This window comes from Pseudomonas sp. A-RE-19, assembly GCF_019956555.1.
In the GTDB taxonomy this organism is placed as follows: domain Bacteria; phylum Pseudomonadota; class Gammaproteobacteria; order Pseudomonadales; family Pseudomonadaceae; genus Aquipseudomonas.
The window spans coordinates 49,926-74,167 of record NZ_JAHBDQ010000016.1 but is presented as its reverse complement, the minus strand read 5'-3'; the positions used below and the strand labels follow the sequence as shown (position 1 = coordinate 74,167).

The window sequence follows — 24,242 nt, the reverse complement described above, 5'->3', positions numbered from 1 at the left end:
ACGGACGGTAATCGACCGGTGAAAGGAGCCCGCCCGCAATCCGGACGGGCGTCCCGACCACCGCGGTTCCGAATCGGGCGAATCGCCCCCTTGGGGTAACTGCCCCCCCCTTGCATTTGGCAAACTAATCAGACATGAAAAAAATAATACTGAAGACCATTTTGTTCGCCTTGCCGAAGGTGCTCGGCTTCACCGCTCGCAAACATCCGCAATTTCGTGCCCGGCTCAAGCAGAAGAATTGCACCGCCTATATGGGGCTGCAGGACGGCAGCATCGGCCGCTTCCTGCAGATCAAAGGCGGCAAGGTGACGACGCGCGCCGGCACAGCGGCGCAGGCCGATGTCAGCATCCTGTTCAAGGACCTGCCGACCGCGCTGAAATTCATGATGCCCAATCCGGACATGGGTGAGATCGTCCATGCGGCCAAGAATTTCAAGGTCATCGCCAAAGGCCCGGACCATCTGATTGTGTGGTTCACACAGACACTAAGCATGAGCCAGACGATCAGCCTGGAGATGGGCCTGCCGATGCGCGACGGCACACGCCGCTACACCACTTGCACTAATGGCGGCCCGCTGTTCGTTTATGTCAAGAACGGTCGGATCCAGCGTGTCACGCCGCTCGAACTGGACAACAAGGATGCGCCAAGCTGGGAATTGCACGCGCGGGGCAAGACCTTCCGGCCCAAACGCCGCGCGCTGGTAGCGCCGCACGCCCTGTCGCTGAAGTCCCTGGTTTACTCCGAAAAGCGCATTCTCACGCCGATGAAGCGGGTCGATTTCGACCCCGACGGTGAGCGCAATCCGCAGAACCGCGGCAAGTCGCCCTATGTGCCCATCAGTTGGGACGAGGCGCTGACGATCGTCGCCAAGGAAATCAACCGGCAGAAGCGCGTTCACGGGCCAGGTTCGATCACCTTCCCGATGTCGTCCCACCACCAATGGGGCAATGTCGGCTATTACCTCAGTTCGCTGACGCGCTTCGCCAACCTGATCGGCTTCACCCGTGTCGCCGCCAACCCGGACAGCTGGGAAGGCTGGTACTGGGGCGCCATGCACCATTTCGGCAACTCCATGCGGATCGGTGTGCCGGCCGGCTATGGCGGTATCGAAGACTGCCTCAAGGAAGCCGAGATGATGGTCTTCTGGTCCTGCGATCCGGAGAGCACCAACGGCGCCTATGCCGGTTTCGAGGGCACGCCCCGCCGCCTGTGGGCCAAGGAGCTCGGCATCGAGTTCGTCCATATCGATCCGCACAACAACCCGACGGCGCAGCTCCTGGGCGGGCGCTGGATTCCGATCCGGCCGCAGACCGACGCCGCCCTGGCCACTGCAATCATGTACGTGTGGGCCGTCGAAGGACTGTACGACAAGGATTACGTCGCCACCCGCACGACCGGCTTCGATGAGTGGAAAGCCTATCTGTTGGGCGAAACCGACGGCATCCCCAAGACCCCCGAGTGGCAAGAAGGGGAAACCGGCGTGCCGGCCAAGGACGCGCGCGCCCTGGCCCGCAAGTGGGGTAACCGCAAAGTTTATCTGGCCACCGGCATGACCGGGAATGGCTTCGGCGGCGCCTGTCGCGGAGCAACCGGGCAGCAATGGGCGCGCTGCATGATCATGATGATGGGTATGCAAGGCTGGGGAAAACCCGGCGTCAATTTCGGCTGCCTGCAGGTGGGTACGCCGGTGGACCATCATTTCTACTTCCCCGGCTATGCCGACGGCGGGATATCCGGCGACCTGATGTGGACCGGCAACGCCGTGAACAACTACCAGCGCATGCCGCACATCCTGACCATGAACCCGGTCAAGCAGATGGTGCCGCGCCAGCAGCTGCCCGACGCCATCATCGACGGCCACGCCACGGGCTATCTGTGGGATGGCATGTCGCAGGAGGCGCAATTCGCGCCCTTCACCTATCCGATGCCGGGTTATTCGCCCATCCATATGATCTACCGCTACGGCGGCTCGTCCCTGAGCACGGTGACCCGCTCCGGGCGCTGGATCGATGCCTACCGCCACGACAGCATCGAATTCGTCGTGAACCAGTCGATCTGGATGGAGGGAGAGGCTCAGTTCGCCGACATCATCTTGCCGGCCTGCACCCAGCTGGAGCGCTGGGACATCGGCGAATGGTGCAATTCAGGCGGCTATGCCCACCACGGCTACACCCTGGTCAACCATCGCATCATGGCAATGCAACACAAGTGCATCGAGCCGCTCGGCGAGTCTCGTTCGGACTACGACATCTTCACGGCCATCCTCGAACGCCTGAGCCTGGGCGGGGTATTCACCGAGGGTTGCAGCGAACTCGACTGGGCCAAACGGGTCTTCGACTCATCCGACCTGCCGGACCATGTTTCGTGGGCCGACTTCTGCCGCAAGGGCTATTACGTCGTCCCGCCGGAGAAGCCCGAACTGCGTCCGGCGGTCGACATGCGCTGGTTCGCCGAAGGGCGTGGCAAGGACGTGCCGGAGCCACATCCGCTGCCATCCCAATGGTCGGAGGAATTCGGCAAGGGTTTGCAGACGCCCAGCGGCAAGCTGGAGTTCGTTCCCGAAATCCTCAAACGCCACACCAAGGATGATTCCGACCGGCCGGCGCTCAACCGTTACATCCCCTCCTGGGAAGGATTAGGGACAACCGAGCTGGTCGGCAAGTATCCGCTGCAGATGATTGCGACCCATTCACGCTACAGCTTCCACACTTCGAGCGATGGCAAAAATAGCGTGACCAGTCGGGTGCAGGACCACCGTGCCCGCATCGCCGGCCACGATTTCTGGCTGCTGCGCATCAGCCCTGTCGATGCGACTGGCCGCGGCATTTCGCATCGCGACCTGGTCAAGGTTTACAACGACCGCGGGGTGGTGATCTGCGCCGCCGACGTCTCCGCCCTGGTGGTGCCGGGGGTGGTGAAGTCCTACGAGGCCAGCGCAGAGTTCCAGATGCTGGAAGTGGATGGCGAAACAGTGGAAATCGGTGGCTGCATGAACATGCTCACCCCGGATCGGTCGCAGACCCAGGGGACCAGCAGCATGAGTCCGAATTCATGCCTGGTCCAAATCGAAAAATGGCAAGGCACCGAGGCGTTCAAGCGCCTGCGCGCCGAGGCGGGAGCAGAACATGAGTAAGTGGAACCTGATCATCAGCGTGGGACGTTGCGAGAATTGCTACAACTGCGTGCTCGCCGAGCAGGACGAACACGTTGGCAACGACTATCCGGGCTATGCGGCGCCGGCCTCCCTCGACAGCGAGGCGTCGATTCGCATCCTGCGGCGGGTGCAGGGGGCGGCGCCACTAGTCGAGACGACCTATCTGCCGGTGATGTGCAACCATTGCGACGATGCACCGTGCATGAAGGTCGGCGGCGACGCGATCAAGAAACGTGCCGATGGCATCGTCGTCATTGATCCGGTGAAGGCCAAAGGCCGCAAGGACATCGTTCGCTCCTGCCCATACAAGGCCATCGTCTGGAACGAAGAGCTGCAGCTTCCTCAGACCTGGATCTTCGACGCTCACCTGCTCGACAGCGGCTGGAAAGGCCCGCGTTGCCAGCAGGTGTGTCCGACAGACGTGTTCGAAGCGGTGAAGCTCGATGACAAGGCGATGCAGGAGAAGGCGCGCAACGAAGGGCTACGGGTGTTGCTACCAAAGTTGAACGCAAAACCGAGGGTCTATTACCGGGATCTGGATCGCTGGGACACGTGCTTCATCAGCGGCAGCATCAGTGCGAGCGTTGACGGCGTAGTCGATTGTGTCGTCGGTGCCGAAATCTCGCTCTTGCAGAACGACAAATGCATCGCGGTCACCTCCAGCGACGCCTTTGGCGACTTCCGCTTTGGCGATCTGGCAAAGAAAAGCGGCGATTATCGCATCGAAATCCACCACGGCCTGGGTGATGCGCAGCGGAAATGCGAACTCGACGAAAGCCTCTATCTCGGCGAAATCCGGCTGTAAGCAGCCCTCAGGAACGCTCTCTGCGATCAGGCTCGGGAAGGTAACGGCAGACCGGCAATTTTCTTGGCTCTGGCGGGTGAACGTCCAGAGCCTTGAGGGTCATTTCTGCGCCCCGTAGGTCCCGATGAGAGGCATACCGAGATGTCAGGGACTTGCGAATCGAGTCCGCTGCGAAGCGATGAATGCCGCAGGCTCGAGGAGTGAAGTCACGCGTGCGTCATTTTCCGACCGATGAGGCTTGGCTTCAGCGCCGATCAGCGCTGTTATTGGAGAGCCAGGTGTCGAGCGCACACAGCGCACAACTATGTTTTAGTCTTCAGGAATCAAACGTGGCGCGTCCGCAGCCCCATCCGAACCCAGTCCAGCTGCGCTTCGTCGAGTTCGAACTCGATGAAGCCAACGCCTGCCTGTTACGTAACGGCGAAGCCGTGGCGTTGGCTCCAACGCCCTTCACGCTGCTGTGCGCACTTGCACGCCAGCCAGGATCGCTGGTGACCAAAGACGCCTTGCTTGATGCCGTGTGGGGGCATCGGTTCGTCAGCGATTCGGTGCTGAAGACGGCCATCAGTGATCTGCGCAAGGTGCTGGGTGACGACCCCAGGCAGCCCCGCTTCATCGAGACTGTGTCGCGGCGCGGCTATCGCTTCATCGCCGCGCCCTCCTCTGCGCCTTCAATGCCGCCGGCACCCGCGACGGTACCGGCTGCCGATGCACATCCGTCGCCGCCATTCATTGGTCGCACCGACGAGGTCTCAAGGTTGCAACGGGCGTGGGAACGGGCTTACGGCGGCCAACGTGCAGTGGTCTGGCTCGCTGGAGAACCGGGGATTGGCAAGACCACGTTGATCGAGCATTTCCTCGCCAGCCTTGGCGGCATCGCCTGCGCGCGCGGCCATTGCGTGGAGCACTACGGCACCGGCGAGCCATACCTGCCAGTGCTGGAGGCATTGGCTGATTTGTGCCGCAGCGACCCTGCCCTGCCGGCATTGCTCCGCGCGGTAGCGCCGACCTGGCTGCTGCAGCTGCCGTGGCTGAGTACTACGCAGGAGCGGGACGCGTTGCGGCGTGAACTGGCCGGCATCGGTCCGGATCGCATGCTGCGGGAAATGGGCGAACTGCTGGACCGCTACACCGAGCAGCGGCCGCTGTTGCTGGTGACCGAAGACCTGCATTGGAGCGATCGGGCGACGCTCCAGCTCATCGACTATATGGCGCGGCGACGTGGCCGCACGCGGCTTATGTGGCTGTCCAGTTTCCGCGTCGCCGAGGTGGTAGCGCTCGATCATCCGCTCAGCTCGTTGCGCCATGAACTGCGCCTGCAATGTCTGTGCGAGGAAGTGGTGCTCGATCCGTTCTCGGAAACCGAGGTCGCTGATTATGTCGCGCTGCGTTCGACCTCGCTGGCGCACGATGAAGCTTTCGTGCGTGCCCTGCACGAGCGCACCGACGGTGTGCCGCTGTTCGTGTCGTCAGTCATCAGTGAAGTGATGGACCTCGCGGACGACGACGCCACCATCGAGGCCCGGCTGGCGGGAATGGCGGTTCCCGAGAACCTCGCGGCCATCATTGATCATTACATCTCCAAGCTCGGGCAAGAGCAGCGAACGCTGCTCTCGGCGGCAGCGGCCTGCGGAGTCGAATTCCGGGTTGAGACGGTTTCGCTGGCCCTCGAGCGCGACCTCGCTTCCGTGGCCCACGCCTGCGAGGAACTGGTGCGCGAGCAGGTGTGGCTCACGCGGTCGCGGGCCGTCGAACCTGAAGAGACGGTGGAGCCACCCTACTCGTTCCGACATGCCCTCTTCCGCCAGGTACTGTACGACCGCACCCCGCGCTCATTGCGCACCCACCTTCATCGCCAGGTTGGCGCTGCGCTCGAACGCGAGCGCACGGCCGGCGTGCCGGTTGCTGCCTCGGAGCTGGCGACGCACTTTGACCGGGCTCGGCAACCAATGATCGCGCTGCGCTACTACGCCGAGGCCGCGGAAACCGCGCTGCTGCACTTCAGCCCGGTCTCATGCATCAGTCTCACTGAGCGCGCGATGGTCCTGTTGCGCCAGGCACCAGAAGGGATGGAGCGCGATGCGCTCGAAATGACCCTGGCCACGCTGCAAGGCGTGTCGGCTTTCCACACACTTGGTGTCGGCAGCGAAGCCAGGAACGCGTTCGAGCGTGCGTACATGCTGCTAGCGGATGTACCCGAACATCCCATGCGCGGTCGCCTGCTGCACGGATTCGGCTATCTGCTCGGTCTGCGCGGCGACTACACGTTGGCGCTGGCGGTAGCGGAACGCGCCGAAGCCCTCTCGTGCGAGGCGAACGATCCAGCGCTCATGCTGGTGGCGTGCATCGTGCACGGCGAAGTGCATCATCTCCAGGGGCGCACGCAGGCGACCCGCCGCTGGCTGGAGCGCGCGCTCGCGATCGCCGAGCCGCTGGACATCGGGGCGAACGAGATCTTTGCGGCCGACCCTCAGGTCATGCTCCACGGGATGCTGGCCATCGAACTGGTGCGTTCTGGCCTGGTTGAGCAAGGCCGAACCCACATGCAGCAGGCGCGGACCCGCGCGCAGGCGCTTCGCCAGCCTATGACCTGGCTGGTCGCGGCCTGGCAGGAGGTGTTGATCGAAGTGCGGATGGGGAACCCTATGCGTGTGGCAGCGCTGGCTGACGACATGCAGACGCTGGTCGATGAGTATTCGCTCGCACTGGGGCGCACGGCTTGCCGTTGGTGGCGCGGCTGGGCCAGCGCGCGCAACGGCGCGCCGCGCGACGGCTACCGCAGCATCCGCGAGGCCTACGAAGAACACACCGGACTGGGCATGCGCTCCGGTGCCAGCGAAGTGCTCGGCTACGCTGCCGAGGCGTTGCTGTTGGCGGGTGATTATGACGCCGCGCGAGTCGAGCTAGAGGAAGCACTACGGATGGGGGAAGAACTGGGCGAGCGCGTGTACCTGCCGCAATTGTTGCTGCTGGCGGCAACGATTGCGCGGATGCAGGGCCGGCTCGATGCCGGCAACACTGCGGTGCGGCGCGCGGTTGAGGAGGCTCGCGCCCAGGAAGCACCGTGGCTGGAGATGCAGGCGCTAGTCGAACTGTGTGGGCACCACAACGCTACGACCGAGGACCGCCAGGCCCTGGCGGCGCTGATTGACCAATTGCCCGAAACGGATGGAACTGAGCTAGTGGAACGTGCGCGCTCGCTCCCACAGGGCTGCGGTGTTCAAGCCCCCAACTTACCGGCATTAATTTCTGTGTGATCGGCACTGTCCCGACCGAAATCTGACCTTTCGCTTACGACTCGACCAGGGGACCCGGCCTACGCTGTCGGCGAACTTTCTTGCCCCTGGTCTGCGATGAGCCTGAACCCTGAATCCAAGTACCCGAGCCGCCGCTCCTACGTCGTGAAGCTGCGTAGCGATGCCGCGCCAGGGGCCCTCGTGGGCCGCCTCGAAAACCTGGTCACTGGACGACAGCACGAGTTCTCGTGCGCCGAAGAGCTGCTGGAGTCGATTGCCTCGGACCTCGTGTCGACGGCCGACGAGCACACGGCAGACACCGACGGCGAGTGACGCCTCCAACATGAACAGCGCTCGATATGGCGACCCAATGGCGACGTTTCGCTGACGACTTCGCGCACACCGAACCCTACGCTGATGCCATCTCGAATTCACACGAGTCCAATGCGATGCCGCGACTTCCAGTTTCCTTTCCACTGCCCCTCCACACCGGTCGGCCGACCTTGCAACGGGCCGGGCTCGCCGTTGTGGCGGCCGCCCTTGCCACTTCGATCGCCCTCGCCCTGGGCGGTTGCTCCACGCCGGTCGTCAAGCCGTCGGTCGAACTGCCGAGCAACTTCGCCGCAAGCACAGCCTCCGAGATGGAACCCGAGACGGCATGGTGGGAGGTCTACCATGACCCGGTGCTGACGGATCTGGTGCGCCGAGCCGCGCGCGAGAACCGCGACGTCAAGATTGCCGCCGAGCGTCTGCGCGCCGCGCGTGCCGGCGAAACGGTCAGCCGTTCCTGGCTGTTCCCGAGCGTCGGCGCATCCGCCTCCGGCAGCGATCGCAGCACCGGCTACAACTCGGCCACGAAACAGGGTTATCCGGATACCAAGACCACCAGTGTGGGTCTGGACGTCTCCTGGGAACTCGACCTGAGCGGCCGTCTGCGCGCCGGCGCAGCGGCGGCCAACGCCGATGCGCTGGCCGCCGAGGACAGCATGCGCGGTGTACGCCTGCTGGTGATGAGCGACGTCGTCAGCAATTACTTCACTCTGATCGGCGCGCAGCGCCAGGTCGCGACCCTGCGCGCCATCTCGGCGATGCAGGACGAGACGCTGCGTCTGGTCACCGCGCGCCAGCAAGTGGGGCTGGCATCCGCCTTCGATGTCGAGCGTGCACAGACCGACGCCTTGTCGGCACGGGCACAGATTCCGCCGCTGGAAACGCTGACGGAGGTATCGCGCCATCGCATCGCGGTGCTGATCGCCGACCAGTCTTTCAATACCGCGAACATCCAGTCCTCCAATAGCGATGTGGCGGTAGTGCCCGAGGCCAAGCCGGGCCAGCCCGCCGCGCTGCTGCAACGTCGACCTGACGTGCTGGCGCTGATGGCGCAGCTCGACGCAGCCAATGCGCGCCGCCAACAGGCCGCGGCCGAGTGGTTTCCGCGGCTCTTCCTCGACGCGTCCTTCGGTCGCCAGGGCCTGAACCTGAACGGCGCCGATCTCGGCGCTGCGCGCTTCACCAACGTGGCGGGCCTGCTGGCGATGCCGATCTTCAACGCCGGGCGCACGCAAGCGATCAACGACGCTGCCGAAAGTGCTCAACAAGAGGCGCTGCTGCGCGCCGAAGACGGCATCGTACGGGCGCTCGAGGATGTGGAGAACGCCCTCGTCACGCTGACGCAGGAACGTCGCCGCTCCGGGTCGCTGCAATTGGCCGCCGCGTCCGCGGAGTCTGCGCAGAACCGCGCCCAGTCGCTCTATAACCGCGGGCAGATCGACCTGTTGCCGCTGCTGGATTCGCAGCGGGCGCGCCTGGCGGCACGCTTGAACGCCAACGAAAGCAGCACCCGGCTGCTGCTCGATAGCGTGCAGCTCTACAAGGCACTGGGCGGGGGTTGGCAGGTGTTCGAACAACCCGCCCCTTCCACTGCCGCCACCAAAGCCGACCGGCCACCACTCTCCTAAGAATCTGTCGTTTTTCAAAGAGGAACCGCCTTGAAGAATTCCCTTACTGCGGCCGGCGCCTTGGTCGTAGCCGTCATGCTGTCCGCGTGTAGCCCGGACCAGCCCACCGTGCAAGTACCACGTCCGGTACGCACCGCTGAAATCAGCTACGACAACGCCCGCGAAGTCAGTCGCTACGTGGGCACCGTACAGTCGCGGCATGAAGTCGACCAGGCCTTTCGCGTGAGCGGCAAGGTAGCCCAGCGCAAGGTCGAGGTTGGCCAGTTTGTGCGCGAAGGCGACATTCTGGCTGTGCTGGATGACAGCGACTACCGCCTCGCCGAGGAAGCGGCGCAACAGCAGTGGGCGGTTGCCGTCGAGCAGACGCGCCAGGCCGAATCGGACCGCCAGCGCCTGACCGCGCTGAAGGCTGACGGCTCGGTCAGTGCGGCCGACGACGAGCGTGCCCATACCAATGCCCAGACCGCTCATGCGAACGCCGAAGCCGAGGCGCGAAAGCTTGAGCTCGCGCGCAACCGGCTCAAGTACACCGTGCTGCGCGCCTCGCGTAGCGGCGTCGTCACGGCCGTGCGCTTTGAGGCCGGGCAGGTCGTGGCGGAGGGCCAACCGGTTGTCTCGGTTGCGAACCCGGACGAATCCGAGATCGTTGTCGATGTGCCCGAGGATCAGCTGTCCGTCTTCAAGGACGCGCGCTTCAAGGCCTCGTTGGCCAGTGCGCCGAATGAGACCTTCGATGTCACGCTGCGTGAGCTGTCGCCGCAGGCTGCGGCGCAGACGCGCACCTATCGCGCGCGGCTCAAGCCGCTGCAGGCGCTGCCACTGGGCGCCACTGCCACGGTAAAAGCCGAGCGCATGATGGCCAGTGTCTCGGTGGCTGCGGTGCCGGCCACGGCATTGACACAAAACGGCGGCCAGCCGGCGCTGTGGGTGGTCACGCCCGAGGGCAAGAATCCGATAGGTACCGTCGAACTGGTGCCTGTGGCGGTGTGGGGCTACCGCAACGACGAAGTACTCGTCTCCGGGCCGCAGGCCGGCGCATTGGTCGTCACCGCCGGGGTGCAGAAGATGGCGTCCGGACTGAAGGTCGCGCTTCCCGGCGCGGCGATCGTTGACGCGAACACCACACAGCAGGCCGCCCGATGAACAACCTCAACCTCACCGACTGGGCGTTGCGCCATCGCGCCATCGTCCTGTTCATGCTCCTCATTGTCGCAGCGGCCGGCGCCTTCAGCTTCACCCGGCTCGGTCAGCTCGAGGATCCGAACTTTTCCGTGCCCTCCATGACCGCCATGGTCATCTGGCCGGGCGCCACCGCTCAGCAGTTGCAGGACCAGGTCCTCAACCGCATGGAGAAGAAATTCGAGCAAATCGACAACTTCGAGAAAGTGGTCACCTACGCACGCCAAGGCTACGCCGGCATGACGCTCACCGTGCGCGGCGGCACTTCCAAGGCCGACCAGCGCGAGGCCTGGTACCAGGCACGCAAGAAACTCAAAGACCTGAGCCTGGAGATGCCTGACGGCGTGATCGGCCCGATCCTGAACGACGAGTACGGCGACGTGTATGGCCTGATGTACGCCGTCAAGGGTGACGGCATCGGTCACGCCGACCTGTCGGACGCGGCGGAGGACATCAAGCGCCAGATGCTGAAGGTGCCGATGGTCAAGAAGATCGATCTCATCGGCAGGCAGGCCAAGCGTGTCTACGTCGAGTTCTCGCACGAGCGCCTGGCAGCGCTGGGCATTACACCGCTGGCCATCGCCGAAAGCCTCAAAAGCCAGAACGCCATGTTGCCCGCAGGCCAGATCGACACCAACGGCGACCGCGTCATGGTGCGCGTGAGCGGCCAATTCGCCGGCGAAGAGGCTATCCGTAATGTGCCCATCGCCGCAGGCGGGCGGCAGATCAAGCTCGGCGACATCGCGACCGTCACCCGTGGTTTCGAGGATCCGCCGACCTACACGGTCCGCCACAACGGTCAGCCCGTGCTGATGCTCGGCATCACGATGACCAGCGACGGCAACATCGTGGACCTTGGCAAGGCGATGGACACGGCAGTCACCAGGATCCAGTCGGAACTTGCGCACGGCGTGGAGCTGGAGCTCGTGGCCGACCAACCCACCACGGTGAAGGATGCCATCCACGACTTCGCGCACGCGTTGGCCGAGGCGCTGATCATCGTGATCGCGGTGAGCCTGGCCAGCCTGGGCTGGCGTGCCGGCCTCGTGGTCGCGACCACGGTGCCGCTGGTGCTGGGCGGCGTGGCGCTGGTGATGCTGGCGATGGGCTGGAACCTGGAGCGTATCTCGCTCGGCTCGCTGATTATCGCGTTGGGATTGCTGGTGGATGACGCCATCATCGCCATCGAGATGATGGTGGCGAAAATGGAAACCGGCATGGACCGCGTGAAGGCAGCCGCCTTCTCCTATCAGTCTACTGCCATGCCGCGCCTGACCGGCGCGCTGATCACCGTCGTGGGTTTCCTGCCGATCGGCCTCTCGAAGTCCACCACCGGTGAGTACGCGGGCGGTATCTTCTGGATCGTCGGCGCCGCGGTGCTGTTCTCGTGGATCTGCTCCGGCATCTTCACGCCGTACCTGGCGGTCAAGATGCTGCCCAACGACTTGGGCAAGCACCAGCATGGTGATCTGTACGACACGAAGTTCTACCGCAGCCTGCGCCGCCTGATCGACGCCGCCATCGAGCGCCGCTGGGTGGTCATAGGTGCGACGCTTGGCGCTCTGGTGCTTGCTCTGGCCTGTATCAAGCTGGTGCCGCAGCAATTCTTCCCCAACAGTGCGCGTCCTGAACTGGTCATTGACCTGCGCGTCAAGGAAGGCGCCTCGTTCGCCGCGACGACCGAGCAGGTCAAGCGTATGGAGGAGATCCTGGCGAAGGACGAGGACGTGCGTTTCTATACCGCCTACACCGGCGCCGGCGCACCGCGCTTCTATCTCTCGCTCAACCCCGAACTGCCAAATCCGGGATTTTCCCAGCTCGTTGTGATGACCAAGGACCTGGATGCACGCGAGCGGGTACGTGCGCGGCTGGTGGCCTCGGCCGACCAACAATTCCCGCAGGCGTGGGTGCGCGTAACCCGGCTCGAGTTGGGGCCGCCTGTCGGCTACCCGGTGCAGTTCCGCGTCGTCGGCCCCGATACCCAGGTGGTGCGCCGGATCGCCCGCGACGTGGAGAAGGTGGTCGGGGCCAACCCGAAAGTGCGCGACCTGCAGCTCGACTGGAACGACCCGGTGCGCACGCTGAAGGTCGAGCTCAATCAGGACAAGGCGAGCGCGCTGGGCCTCACGCCGGCCGATGTGTCGCTGGCGACCCAGACCGTGATGAACGGCGCAACCCTGTCGCAGCTGCGTGAGCACGAGGACCTGATCGACATTGTGGCCCGTGCCGTGCCTGAAGAGCGCTTGAGCCTCGACACACTGAAAGACATCAACCTCTACACGCGCCAGGGCACGGTGGTACCGCTGTCGCAAGTCGCACAGGTGCGCTCTGAACTGGAAGAGCCGGTACTGTGGCGCCGCAACCGCGACATGGCGATCACGGTGCGTGCCGACGTGAAGGATGGCGAGCAAGGTGTATCGGTGACGCAGGAAATCCAGCCGTTGCTCAAGGACATCGAAGCGAAGCTACCGTCGGGCTACCGCATCGACGTGGGCGGTGCGGTGGAGGAAAGTGACAAGGCCAACAAGGCGCTGCTGGCGGTGGCCCCGCTGATGATGGTCACGATCCTTCTGCTGTTGATGCTGCAACTGCAGAACTTCTCCCGCATGTGGATGGTGGTGCTGACCGCGCCGCTGGGCCTGATCGGCGTGGTGCCGGCGCTGCTGGTGTTCCAGTCGCCGCTGGGCTTCGTCGCGATTCTGGGCATCATCGCGCTGGGTGGCATGATCATGCGCAATTCGGTGATCCTGATCGACCAGGTGCAGACCGAAATCGCCGAAGGGCGCGACCCATGGAATGCTGTGCTCGATGCCGCCATTCACCGGGCCCGTCCGGTGATGCTGACGGCGCTGGCCACCGTGCTGGCAATGATCCCGCTAACGCGCAGTGTGTTCTGGGGGCCGATGGCAATTGCGATCATGGGCGGCCTTACCGTGGCGACGCTACTGACGATCTTCTTCGTCCCGGCGCTGTACGCCGCATGGTTCAAGGTGGGTCGCCAGACGGCCGCCGGCCCCCAACACGTGATGGAGGAAGCCACGCTCGCAGGGGTATCTCAGCAGACTCAAAAAATCATTTAACGAGTCGCTTTTCCTTGGAAGGCCTGTACCCAAAGTACGAGCTGTAGCACTTGCTGAAATGACTGGGCGACACAAAGCCACAGGCAACCAGCACATCAACTTGGGACAACTCCGTGTGTTGCAGGAGTCGACGCGCTTCGGTGATACGCAGCTCCATGTAATACCGCTGCGGCGTTGTCCCGAGTTGCTCCTTGAACAAACGTTCGAGTTGTCGCCGGGAGCGGCCCGCGTAGACCGCCAACTGTTCCAGCTCCAGAGGCTCTTCAAGGTTGGCATCCATGAGTTTGACCACCTCTCGTAACGGCGCGCTGACACAGATATTTTCAGTCGGCTTTATGCGCCGGTAGCGAGACTCCTCGAAAGCAAGAATGTCCTCAATACCCTCGACGAGGGCTTTATCGTGTAAGCCCTTGATCCAGTCCAACGCCATGTGGAATGCCCCCGAAGGACTGGAAGCGGTGAGCCGGTCTCGATCGATGACATAGGGCTCACTGGTGACATGCGTCGCCTTGGAGATTTCCGCGAGCGCGGGACGATGTTCGGGGTGAATGGCGCAACGATATCCATCGAGCAAGCCTGCGCTTCCCAGAAACCAGGCACCATTCCACAACCCGGCCAGACTGACACCCAGATCTGCCGCCATTCGCAACAGGCTGATGAACTCATCGGTCGCCTTCAGTTCTGTCCTGTAGCCGCCGCAAATGACCAGCAGATCCAGGTTGTGAATGGCTGAAGAATCGATACGTGCGTCTGGCCGAATGACCAGGCCCAGATCGCTGACGACCTCCCCTTCATCCAAGCCGAACGTTCGCGAAGAGAACAACCCGGGGCGCAGAAGATTGGCGGTGACAATCGTATCCAGTGCTTGCGTGAAAGCGGGCAGCGAGAAATGTTCGAGCAGCAGAAATCCTGCTCGTACCATTTGAGTCGGCCCGTTGGGGTTTTCATTCAGATAGCGGAGGTTTTTTCCTTTCATGCCTCCGCTGAATTGACGTCGTTCGATCAATGTTCGACCCACTCGGTACGTTAACCAACCTGTCATTTGGTGCGCTGATAAGCGTAATGCTACCTGCAGAAGCTCAAAAAGCCCTAGCAAACAGTTGGACCATGCGCGCCGAGGTACAGGTGCCACCCGCCTAGATCATTCCCTAATAAGGCTTATTACCAGCGCAGCGACGTTTAGCGCGGTTGGCCGGGACGACACTCCAGAGAGCGTTTGCGACATGCCATTGAGACAAGGCGAAAAACGATGAGCCGCGTCTTAAACGCTGAAAAACCCGAACTCCATCCATGCCACCGTATCCAATGTGTAGGCCAATGGAGGTGAGCGAAATGAACAATGATGACCGTGTTAATGACGACGAATCAGAAACGACCTCAAACGCCCCATCTACCGATACGTCTGGCAAACCCGTCGATGTGGTCGAAAGAGAGCTTGAAGACAGCGAGAGTGACGCCGAAGGTATAAATCAAACTCACACCCAGGAGCAGGAGGCTGAAGAGCGCAGTCGGAAAATCGCGGAGATAGAACGTAAGGTGGCGGATGGTAACTAGAAAAATGCCGCAGGGACGCGACCTCAAGCTGCCGAAATAGTCCGGTTGCCTGCGCTGCTAGAATTCAAAAGTCCCGATTTTGGAGAACCAAAATGATCAGCAAGAACACGATTTGTCTCTGGTACGACGGCACCGCGCTGGATGCTGCGAACTTCTACGCCGAGACGTTCCCCGACAGCGTGGTGGGAGCTGTTCTTCGCGCGCCAGGCGACTATCCGGCGGGCAAGCAAGGCGATGTCTTGACGGTCGAGTTCACGGTGATGGGCATCCCTTGCCTCGGCCTGAACGGAGGGCCGGCGATCAAGCATAACGAGGCTTTCTCGTTCCAGGTCGCGACCGACGACCAGACCGAAACGGACCGCTTGTGGAACGCGATTGTCGGGAACGGCGGTCAGGAAAGCGCATGCGGCTGGTGCAAGGACAAGTGGGGACTGTCGTGGCAGATCACGCCACGGGTTCTGACGGCCGCGATAGCCGATCCTGATCGAGCGGCCGCCAAGCGCGCGTTCGACGCCATGATGGGGATGAGAAAGATCGACATCGCTGCGATTGAAGCGGCTCTGGAGGCCCGACCGGATTAGATGACTCCGTCTTGAATTTGCAAGCCATCGCTCGAAGGCACAACAACCCCATGGGCAAACCCGATCATAGCGCTCTATGATTGAGCCCCATGACGACCTCTCTTCCGATCCGCCAACCCTGCCCGCCCGGTGCCTGCATCTGCGAGCGTGAGCCGTTGCTGGAAACTCCCGGCGCGGACCTGCGCATCCTGAGTCTGACCCGGTCGGAAGAAAAGCGCCTGATCGAACGCCTGGAAAACCTCCAGAGCCTGAGCGACCTGGAGCGTCTGCAACGCCGGATGTACGAACAATTGGGTCTGCGCGTGGAGATCGCTCCGGGCTTCAACGAAGTGCGCACCATGCGCGGCATCAATATCACCCTCGGCGAACTGCCGGGCCTGTGCCGCAAAACCCGTCAATCGATTCCGGCGGCGATTCGTCGTGGGCTGGAAAAGCGCCCCGAGATTGCCTACGAGTTGCTCAATGCCAACGACTTGTTGCGTGATGCCTGATGGTTTGCTCTGTTATCCCGATATGTTCATTTCAAATGCCCTGAAAGATGATCAGCGGTCGTACGCCAGGCACGGGCCGCTGCTATGCCTACTCATGGGAGAAAGGGTTTCAGGCCAGACAGGATGGAGCTGGAAACAACGCGTGACCGCGGCCCCGGCGCCAGCCAGGTGCGCGAAGATAAAAGGTGCCCATCCGTAGCAGGAGGTGGCAGATGTTATTCATGGTCAGTTGGACCATCAGTCCGCAACATCGCAATAGCGCGATCGAACGTTTTCTCAAGACCGGTGGCGCGCCACCCGCAGGCGTCAGCATGCTGGGGCGTTGGCATGCCGTCGGCGGTTCGAGCGGTTTTGGCATTGCAGAAGCCAGTGATCCGGTGTCGATACAGAAGTGGGTGCTGGAATGGAACGACCTCATGAGCATGGAAGTCCACGCGGCATTGACCGATGAACAGGTGGCGCCGCTGCTGGCTGCCGCCGTCGGCAAGCAATAGCCGTTCAGGCGGCGAGGCCCTCGCCGCCTTCTACTGATTCACTACTTTTTCATCCCGACCCGTCGCCGCATTTCGGCGGTAATCGTCTGCCGGGTTTTCTTCAGGTCAGCCCAGGGCTCGTCACCGATCTCGGCCAGGCGTTCATGCACGTTGTGCACATTCCATTGATTGGCGCCCTTGAGCTCGGCCACCTCTTCCCGAAAGATCGGCATCGACACCGGCAGCCCTTCGCGGCTGCGCACGGCGTAGGCGCAAATAGTCGTGGCGCCCAGACCGTTACGCAGGTAATCGATGAAGATTCGCCCGACACGGTTTTTCGGCCCGGACACCGCGGAAAAACGATCTGGCAGTAATTTGGCCATGTGGCTGACGATCGCGTGGCTGAAGTCCTTGACCTCGTCCCAGCCGTGTTTGCGGGTCAGCGGTACGATCAGGTGAATCCCCTTGCCGCCACTGGTTTTGAGAAACGTCTTGAGCCCCAGTTCATCCAGTACCGTGAGGGTCAGCTGGGTTGCTTCGATCATGCTCTTCCAGGGCAGCGCCGGGTCCGGGTCGAGGTCGAGGACGAAGCGGTCGGGTTTGTCCAGATCGACTGCGGTGGCGTTCCAGGTGTGCAGCTCTATCGTGCTCATCTGCACGGCACCGATCAGGGCTTTGGCATTGTTGATGATCATCACCGGTTGGCCCGTGAGTTCCTTGTCCAGGGTAGTCATTCCCGGAATGGCCAGGCGTTCGGCGTTCTTTTGAAAGAACAATTCACCGGCGATGCCGTCCGGCGCGCGTACCAGCGCCACCGGTCGGTCCTTGAGTTGCGGCAGGATCCACTCGGCAACGCTGGCGTAGTACTGCGCCAGTTGCATTTTGGTGGTGCCGCTGCTGGCATCGATCACCCGGTCCGGGTGCGTGATGCGCACCTTGCCGCTGGCCAGGCCGATCTGCGACGGAGCCACCGTCGTCGCGGATTTTGGCGCGGCGCTTTTAGAGTCGGCAGTTTTTGAGGTTTTCGAGGCTGAAGTGTTCACGGTTTTCGGCAGCTCCTCGGTGATTGCTTCGGCAGGCTTGTCGTCACGCAGCCCATGGAACACAGCATGGCGCACGGAGCCTTCCTTGGTCATTTCGGCAAAGGCCACTTCCGCCAGCAGCGTGGGTTTGAGCCAATGCACGCCTTTGGCTTCAAAACCGCCAGGCGGATTGACCACCGACGGTTTTTTCGTCTGCAAGGGCTTGAGTCGTTCGTAAATGCGCTTGAGGGTCGCCTCGTTGAACCCGGTGCCGACCTTGCCGGCATAACGTAACTCGCCGCTGTCACGGTCATGCAAACCCAGCAGCAATGCGCCAAAGGCACTGCGCGCGCCCTTGGGATCGGTGAGGCCTACCACGACGAATTCCTGTCGATGCTTACACTTGAGTTTGATCCAGTCACGGGTACGTCGAGACACGTAAAGCGAACCCAGACGCTTGCCGATCAACCCTTCCATCTGCATTTCGCAGGCGCTGTTGAGCAGGGCATCCGGGGACTCGTCGAACGCGTCGGAGAATCGCAACAGTGGATTTTTATTGGGTTTGAGCACGGTCGCCAACGCAGCCCTGCGCTCCTCGACAGGCACTTCGCGCAGGTCCACGCCGTTGAGGTAAGGCAAATCGAACAGGTAGTAAACGATGCTGCCACTGCGGCCGGCATCGAACGCGTTTTGCAGCGCCTGAAAATCCGGAACGCCCTGCTCGTTGGCCACCACCATTTCGCCATCGAGCCAGGCCGATTCCAGGCCCAGCGCTGCCAGTGCCTCGGCTTGACCGGGCAATTTATGGGTCCAGTCGTGGCCGTTGCGGGTGAAAAGTTTGACCTCGTCGTGGTCAATGCGCGTCATGACCCGGTAGCCATCGAACTTGATCTCATAGCTCCATTCGCCGCTCGGCGCGGATTCGACCAGCGTCGCCAGTTCAGGCTTGAGCAGCTCCGGCAGCTTCGCTTTACGTGCGCCCGTCAGTTGTGGCGACTTTTCCCTGTGCGTCTTGGCCGGGGCTTTTCTGATCGGTTTGGGCTTTTCAGCGCCGTGCTTTTTTTCCACGATGGTGCGGTCGCTGAGCACGCTGTCAGGTTCGGCGGCGACCACGTCGTATTCGCTGTCGGGTCTGGCGGCGCTGTCCTGATGTTTGATCAGAAACCACTGTTCCTGTTTACCCGGCATGTGCGTGCGCACGAGGTTCCACAGGCCGCCGAGCTTTTCGCCTTTCAGCTCGAATTTCAGCCGGCCCTTGGCGTACGCCTTGGCCGGATCGTCCTGGGGAATCCACACCCCACGGTCCCAGACGATTACGTCGCCGGCACCGTAGTGCCCTTCAGGAATGGTGCCCTCGAACGTGGCGTAATCCAGTGGATGGTCTTCGACGTGGATGGCCAGGCGTTTGACTTTGGGGTCCAGCGACGGCCCTTTGGGGACGGCCCAGCTTTTCAGCGCACCATCGAGTTCCAGGCGAAAGTCATAGTGCAGGTGCGAGGCGTCATGTTTCTGAATGCAGTACTGCAACGCATGTGCTTTGCCTTGTCGTCTGCCTTTAGCGGATTTGGAAACACTGGCGGGCTCGGGACTTTTTTCGAAGTCCCTCATGCTGTTGTACTTTTCGAGCGGCTTGTCCATGGCGCCCTCCACGGGTTTATGACTGAATCAAACCGTTATTGTCGTGAGACCCCGGATGAGTATGCGAAGGTTCAGTCGTCTTGCAAAAAGACAAGGCCCGACCATTGGTCGGGCCTTGTCGTTGCAGGGCTTGCGTAACACTCGTTCGTTTATCAGGTGAGCGGTTTGCGCAGCAGGATATCGACCGCGAAAACGCCCAGGACAGTCCCGGACACCCAGCGTTGAGTGCGCATGGCCGTGGGTCGCTTGGCCAGGAATCCACTGACCCTGGAGGCGGCGAGGACGATCATGCCGTTCACTGTGACGGCGATGCCGATCTGTACCAGCCCCATCTGGACGAATTGCTGGAAGGTAGACCCTGCGGAAGGGTCGATGAACTGGGGAATGAGCGCGGAATACATCAACGCAATCTTCGGATTCAGCAGGTTCGTCACCAGCCCCATGGTGAACAGCCGTCTCGGCGAGTGAGGTGCCAGTTCGCGCGCCTCGAAGGGCGAGGCCCCCTTGGGCTTTAACATGTTCCAGGCCAGATAGCCCAGATAGAATGCACCGGCGATCCTGACGACATCGTAGGCAACCGGCACCGCCTTGAACAAGGCCGCCAGCCCCAGTCCCGCAGCCAGCAGGTAGCACACGAAGCCGAGTGCCACACCCGCCAGCGAAATCATCCCGGCCAACCGCCCCTGGGAAATCGCCCGCGAGGTCAGGTAAATCATGTTGGGACCCGGCGTCAGCACCATGCCCAAGGAGATGATGGCCACACCGGCCAGGTTTTCCAGCGCCATCATTAGCGTGCTCCTTCGTTCAATGAGGATTTTTCGGCCCGCTGTTCGAGCCAGCCGAGACTGCCGCGGAACAGCGCATGCTGAGCGCGCTGTGCCACTGGCCGAACCACGATTTCGTCGACATTGACATGGGCGGGCTGATCGGCAACCCAGGCCACTACCTGGGCGACATCGTCCGCGCTCAAAGGCCGGTCGACATCCTCGTAGATGGCGCTGACCCGTTCGGCGTCGCCGCGAAAACGATTCAAGGAAAACTCTGGCGTATGCACCATGCCGGGGAGCACCTCGGTGATGCGCACCGGTACACCCTTCATCTCCAGTCGCAAGGACTGGGTCAGCGCGCGCTGAGCACCCTTGGCCGCGCAATAGCCGCCTCCCCCCTCATAACTGGCCAGCGCAGCCGTAGAGGTAATATTGACGATCACCCCTTGGGATGCAATGAGCCGAGGCAACATCAGCTGGGTCATCCGCAAAGTCCCAAGTACGTTGCTGTTGAACATGTTAGTCCAATCCTCGGCACTGGCCCTGTCTACCGCATCCAGGCCGATCGCACCGCCCGCACAGTTCACTAGCAGATCGCACTCGCAAATCTGCACCAAGTCCTCCTCTCGCGCTTGCGTCACATCCAGCACAATGGCGTGGCCGCCGGTTTCGCCGGCAATCCGCTCAAGCCGATCCCCCCTGCGCGCCACGAGAAATACCCGCCAGCCACGACTGGCCAAGGTACGGCTGCATGCCTCGCCAATGCCACTGCTGGCACCCGTAACAACTGCTGTTTTCAAGATTGAGCGCCCCATGACTCGGATAAATGTTCGAAGATCGTTCCCACGTCTCGTACCAACGCGGGACGATCGAAGCTGCGCAGGCGAAGTCGGGTGCCAGCGCCCTCATAAACACCGCTGGCGAAGCGATCCAGGTTCTGCGGCTGAGCCCAGTACAAGGTACCCAAACCATCGCGCGGCGAGCTGTTGCGGCGGGCGATCACCCATGCCCCCCGCTCGCGATGCAGTGGCCTGCCCTCCTTGCTAAGGCTGCGCGCAAGGTCCCTGTAGCGGGTAGACGCCCCGGTCTGGAGTTCCCACGCGATCCCCAGCAGGTCGATATCCCTCACCTCTCGCCAGAGGAATGGGATTTCGGCGCCACCGACCCGGGCACCGATTTCCAGAAAGAGCAATTGGTCATCCAGGTCGAACAGTTCGAGGTGGAAGACGATTTCCCGCTCAGGCGCGAAGGCTGCCAGCAGTTGCTCGACGCGCCCCGCAATCCGCTGTTCGTCGTCGCCCTCCTCGAGCTCGATGCTACCCAGCGGGCTGTCCGGACCGAAATCGGCACAGCTATTCACATAACGCGACGCCGTGACCACCACAATCCGTTGCCCATCCCACCAACCGTCTACGTGCAGGATGGGGGCCGCGCAGTAAGCCTGGACCATCATCGGCTCCGTTGCCTGCCGGATCTGCTCAAGATCCTCCGGGCCGCGAAGAAATTTCACGCCGCGACTCGCCGTGCCATAGCGCGGCTTGAGCACCAGCGGATAGCCGTGTTCGGCCGCCAGTCGCTCGACAGCATCGCGAGCATCGGCGGCCGAGGCAGGCAGCACGCCGATTGACGTTTGCCGACCAGCGACCTCCAGCATCGTGAGCTTGTCGCGGAACCGCTCGGTCCAAGCGACAAGATCTCCCGGTACCTGCCATCGCTCGCGGATAGAAGCCGCATTGAGCAGGTCGCCCTCGTTAAGGGCAACCACCAGCGCTGGAACGCCATGCAGCTCGACCAAGCGCTCAGCCTCAACCATGACCGCCTCGGCATCGTCCAGCGAGGCGAGCGTCGAGCTTGACGCCAGACGCTCGCTCGGCAGGGACGCGCGGGATTCGGGCGTGCAGATCGCCCGAATTTGCATTCCTGCAGGCAGTTCGTATCGGTCGTAGAGCGCTTGGCAGCCGACCCAACGGTGCAAGCAGAGGACATATCTCATGCCGTGGGGTCCACGATGAAGTGAACCGCTTCCACCAGTTCGTCGCCGATCCGAACAGCGTCCTCGCGCGAGACGCCTGTTGCCAGGACATACCCTGAAACGCAGTCGGCAACGGTGTCGAGCGGCGGAATCTTGTCGCCCTCATGCTTCTGGATGACGACGGCACGCTCGGCATCACCCAGTTCGAACAGGAACGGCAGGAACACCAGTGGCGTCTCGCCGGGCCTGGTATGGCGCACATCGACGTCAGGCTTGAGATCGAGCTCGACCTTTCTGACCTTGCCAGGCGTCGGTACGAAGAACTGGATCGCGGCACCGGCCTTCGGCTCGGGCGACACATCCGGCAGGGTGTCGATACCCAGTGGCACAGTAAGGAACATGCGGTTCAGGTCCAGGCCGAACGCACGCCGCACCAGTTCGGGGGCGCCCGAGCCCGCCAGGCGAGCGTGGGATTCGAGTACACGAGGACCTTTCGGGGTCAGCACGAACTCGCTGTGGGAAGGACCTTCCTCCAGCTCTACGGCGTCGAGCAGGCGGCAGGTCATATCCTTCAGCTCGCTCAGCCATTTCCTGGCCTCGGTGCTCGGCGTGCTGACCTCCCACTCAACGTATTTGTCGTTCATGCGGTATTGGGAGTAACCAATCGGCAGGTGGCGTCCCTTGAACGAGAAGGAGTCGACGCTGACGACCGGCCCTTCCAGGTACTCCTCGATGATAATGTGCTTGACGTCGGCATCCTGAAGCGCCTGCCAGGCCTTGGCAGCGGAGGCTTCGTCATCGCAGGGATGGATATGCAGGCTGGCTACGCCTTCGGCGGGTTTGAGAACCGACTTGCCATGCGCTTTGACGAACGTGATTGCATCCTGCGCACTGGTGACATGGCGATAAGCTACCGGGCTCAGGTTGTGCTCGACCAGCAACTCGCGCATGGCCACTTTGTCCTTGAGCAGGCGCGCAGTCTTATAGGAAACCCCGGTCAGGCCGAAGTGATCGACCACCTTGCCCGTCGACTCGCCCGCCACTTCGGTGGTGGTAATGATGCGATCGAACGGACGTTCGCGGTGCAGGGGCTCGAGAACCTTGATAATGGCCTCGGCGTCGTCAAGCCTGGCATGCACCACCTGTTCGCAATGGGCGAGGATAGCCTGCTCGTAGTCACCCTCTTGATGCACCAGTACGACGTCGATGCCCAGTTCTTTGGCACCGTGGATTGGCGCGGGGCGGCCACCGACTACTGCGATACGCTTGTTCATGCATAAACTCCATGTCTATTGGGATGGTTTTTTGAAGCAAAGGATCAACTGCCGTACACCCTACGCAGCCAGCGCGCCTTGCCGTTGAGCAAAGGCTGGAACGCCTTGCGTCGGTGCAGCACGCGGGCATTTTTGAAAATGAAGAAGTCGCCTGGCTGCAGCACCACCTCTATACCCTGGGCATCACGCAGGCACTGGCGCAGGAGCGCAAGAGCCTTTTCGCTGTCCAGGTCGAGCGCGGCCACGATGCCATCGTCAAAGCGCAAGCGATAACCGCCAGCGTCCTGCTCCAGCACCGGCAGCACCCTCGCCTCGCCATCGAAGCCCTCGTTGGAGGCGGGGGCACCAAAGGTGTAGGCAGCCTTCTGCAACTGGGCGATCGCCCAGGTGGGCAGCTGTGAAAGGACATGATCCACACAAACAATGTCGGTGGAGGCGCCTTCAAAGTTGCGCACGGCGGTAAAGGCCAGGAAGTTCGGCACGGAGGTCGCGACATTTCGGCTTTGATCGGCGAAGGGCCAGTTGGGGTTGTCGGTGTGCCAGAAAAACTCCACATCCGCGCCCCAGGAACTCGTGGTGCCCGCGGCCTCCGGAACCGGAACGACGTTTCTGACCAGCTTGCCGAAGTTTTCATACTCGACGGCATGCGGTCTGACATCCAGCAGCCGCAGCATGCCAAAGTGCAGCAGATCAAAATCAAGAACGCACTCGGCATTGGGCAGAAAACCATTGCGCGGCGTCGCGACGTCCGTAGAGAGCGAAATGCCTCTGATGAGCAGCGCTTTGTGCGGGCTGGCAGGAAATGCGCGAATCGCCTCGACGATATCCCGGCCCAACACTCTGCCGAGCCAATCCCCGCCGACGGCTCCCACACTGTCAGCGCAGTGCGGCGTTTCGGCCAACCTCACGCGACAGTCCTTCAGCCCGGTCAGGTCGGGATCATTGACGACCATCACCTGTACCAACGAAGCCTCCTGAACATCTATGGCCATGAGGCTCATGATTTGCGGTTCAGGTATGAGGTGACCTTGGGGTCCGGCCGATGGGCGAACGCTTT

General features: G+C 62.2%; 17 protein-coding genes and 1 pseudogene. 11 read left to right on the top strand and 7 right to left on the bottom strand.

Going from position 1 to position 24,242, the window contains the following annotated elements; genetic code table 11:
* Positions 1-134: 134 nt before the first annotated feature.
* From KGB14_RS12415 to KGB14_RS12385, 7 genes and pseudogenes are all read left to right on the top strand, one after another.
* Entirely contained in the window at positions 135-3,134 is a 3,000-nt protein-coding gene (locus KGB14_RS12415) for a molybdopterin-dependent oxidoreductase (RefSeq protein ID WP_223486981.1), read from the top strand.
* Positions 3,127-3,573, top strand: a pseudogene (locus tag KGB14_RS28655) (4Fe-4S dicluster domain-containing protein); the annotation flags it as partial. The gene KGB14_RS12415 and the pseudogene KGB14_RS28655, both read left to right, overlap by 8 nt.
* Positions 3,574-4,289: 716 nt before the next feature.
* The gene (locus KGB14_RS12405) at positions 4,290-7,217 is read left to right on the top strand and encodes an AAA family ATPase (RefSeq protein ID WP_223486977.1); all 2,928 of its coding nucleotides are present in this window, start codon (positions 4,290-4,292) and stop codon (positions 7,215-7,217) included.
* A gap of 96 nt (positions 7,218-7,313) precedes the next feature.
* Positions 7,314-7,529 (top strand): hypothetical protein, encoded by a 216-nt coding sequence (locus KGB14_RS12400; RefSeq protein ID WP_223486975.1) that lies wholly within the window; start codon positions 7,314-7,316, stop codon positions 7,527-7,529.
* A gap of 116 nt (positions 7,530-7,645) precedes the next feature.
* Positions 7,646-9,154: an efflux transporter outer membrane subunit gene (locus KGB14_RS12395; protein WP_411740783.1), complete on the top strand. Its 1,509-nt coding sequence runs from the start codon at positions 7,646-7,648 to the stop codon at positions 9,152-9,154.
* Between the two features lie 30 nt (positions 9,155-9,184).
* Positions 9,185-10,297 (top strand): efflux RND transporter periplasmic adaptor subunit, encoded by a 1,113-nt coding sequence (locus KGB14_RS12390; RefSeq protein ID WP_223486971.1) that lies wholly within the window; start codon positions 9,185-9,187, stop codon positions 10,295-10,297.
* The gene (locus KGB14_RS12385; protein WP_223486969.1) at positions 10,294-13,413 is read left to right on the top strand and encodes an efflux RND transporter permease subunit; all 3,120 of its coding nucleotides are present in this window, start codon (positions 10,294-10,296) and stop codon (positions 13,411-13,413) included. Before KGB14_RS12390 ends, KGB14_RS12385 begins: the two co-directional genes overlap by 4 nt.
* On the opposite strand, the gene KGB14_RS12380 is transcribed toward KGB14_RS12385, so the two are convergent.
* The gene (locus KGB14_RS12380) at positions 13,406-14,419 is read right to left on the bottom strand and encodes a GlxA family transcriptional regulator (protein WP_223486967.1); all 1,014 of its coding nucleotides are present in this window, start codon (positions 14,417-14,419) and stop codon (positions 13,406-13,408) included. The genes KGB14_RS12385 and KGB14_RS12380 overlap by 8 nt on opposite strands.
* A 326-nt stretch (positions 14,420-14,745) precedes the next feature.
* On the opposite strand from KGB14_RS12380, the gene KGB14_RS12375 reads away from it, so the two are divergent.
* From KGB14_RS12375 to KGB14_RS12360, 4 genes are all read left to right on the top strand, one after another.
* Complete coding sequence (locus tag KGB14_RS12375; RefSeq protein WP_223486965.1) at positions 14,746-14,967, top strand: hypothetical protein; 222 nt, start codon at positions 14,746-14,748, stop codon at positions 14,965-14,967.
* Between the two features lie 92 nt (positions 14,968-15,059).
* Positions 15,060-15,548 (top strand): VOC family protein, encoded by a 489-nt coding sequence (locus tag KGB14_RS12370; RefSeq protein WP_223486962.1) that lies wholly within the window; start codon positions 15,060-15,062, stop codon positions 15,546-15,548.
* 89 nt (positions 15,549-15,637) lie between these two features.
* Positions 15,638-16,039, top strand: a complete 402-nt coding sequence (locus KGB14_RS12365; protein ID WP_223486960.1) for a hypothetical protein — start codon at positions 15,638-15,640, stop codon at positions 16,037-16,039.
* A gap of 212 nt (positions 16,040-16,251) precedes the next feature.
* Complete coding sequence (locus tag KGB14_RS12360; protein ID WP_223486958.1) at positions 16,252-16,533, top strand: DUF3303 domain-containing protein; 282 nt, start codon at positions 16,252-16,254, stop codon at positions 16,531-16,533.
* A gap of 41 nt (positions 16,534-16,574) precedes the next feature.
* Here KGB14_RS12360 and ligD read toward each other — a convergent pair whose 3' ends face one another.
* From ligD to KGB14_RS12330, 6 genes are all read right to left on the bottom strand, one after another.
* On the bottom strand, positions 16,575-19,172 hold the full coding sequence (gene ligD / locus KGB14_RS12355) for a DNA ligase D (protein WP_223486956.1): 2,598 nt from the start codon (positions 19,170-19,172) through the stop codon (positions 16,575-16,577).
* A gap of 152 nt (positions 19,173-19,324) precedes the next feature.
* Entirely contained in the window at positions 19,325-19,960 is a 636-nt protein-coding gene (locus KGB14_RS12350) for a LysE family translocator (RefSeq protein WP_223486954.1), read from the bottom strand.
* Entirely contained in the window at positions 19,960-20,739 is a 780-nt protein-coding gene (locus KGB14_RS12345; RefSeq protein ID WP_223486952.1) for an SDR family oxidoreductase, read from the bottom strand. The genes KGB14_RS12350 and KGB14_RS12345 overlap by 1 nt, the downstream gene beginning before the upstream one ends.
* The gene (locus tag KGB14_RS12340) at positions 20,736-21,932 is read right to left on the bottom strand and encodes an acetyl-CoA carboxylase biotin carboxylase subunit family protein (RefSeq protein WP_223486950.1); all 1,197 of its coding nucleotides are present in this window, start codon (positions 21,930-21,932) and stop codon (positions 20,736-20,738) included. The genes KGB14_RS12345 and KGB14_RS12340 overlap by 4 nt, the downstream gene beginning before the upstream one ends.
* Positions 21,929-23,185 carry an ATP-grasp domain-containing protein gene (locus tag KGB14_RS12335; RefSeq protein WP_223486948.1) on the bottom strand — a complete coding sequence of 419 codons (1,257 nt, stop codon included), beginning with the start codon at positions 23,183-23,185 and terminating at the stop codon, positions 21,929-21,931. The genes KGB14_RS12340 and KGB14_RS12335 overlap by 4 nt, the downstream gene beginning before the upstream one ends.
* 44 nt (positions 23,186-23,229) lie before the next feature.
* Entirely contained in the window at positions 23,230-24,186 is a 957-nt protein-coding gene (locus KGB14_RS12330; protein ID WP_223486946.1) for a TauD/TfdA family dioxygenase, read from the bottom strand.
* Positions 24,187-24,242 lie beyond the last annotated feature (56 nt).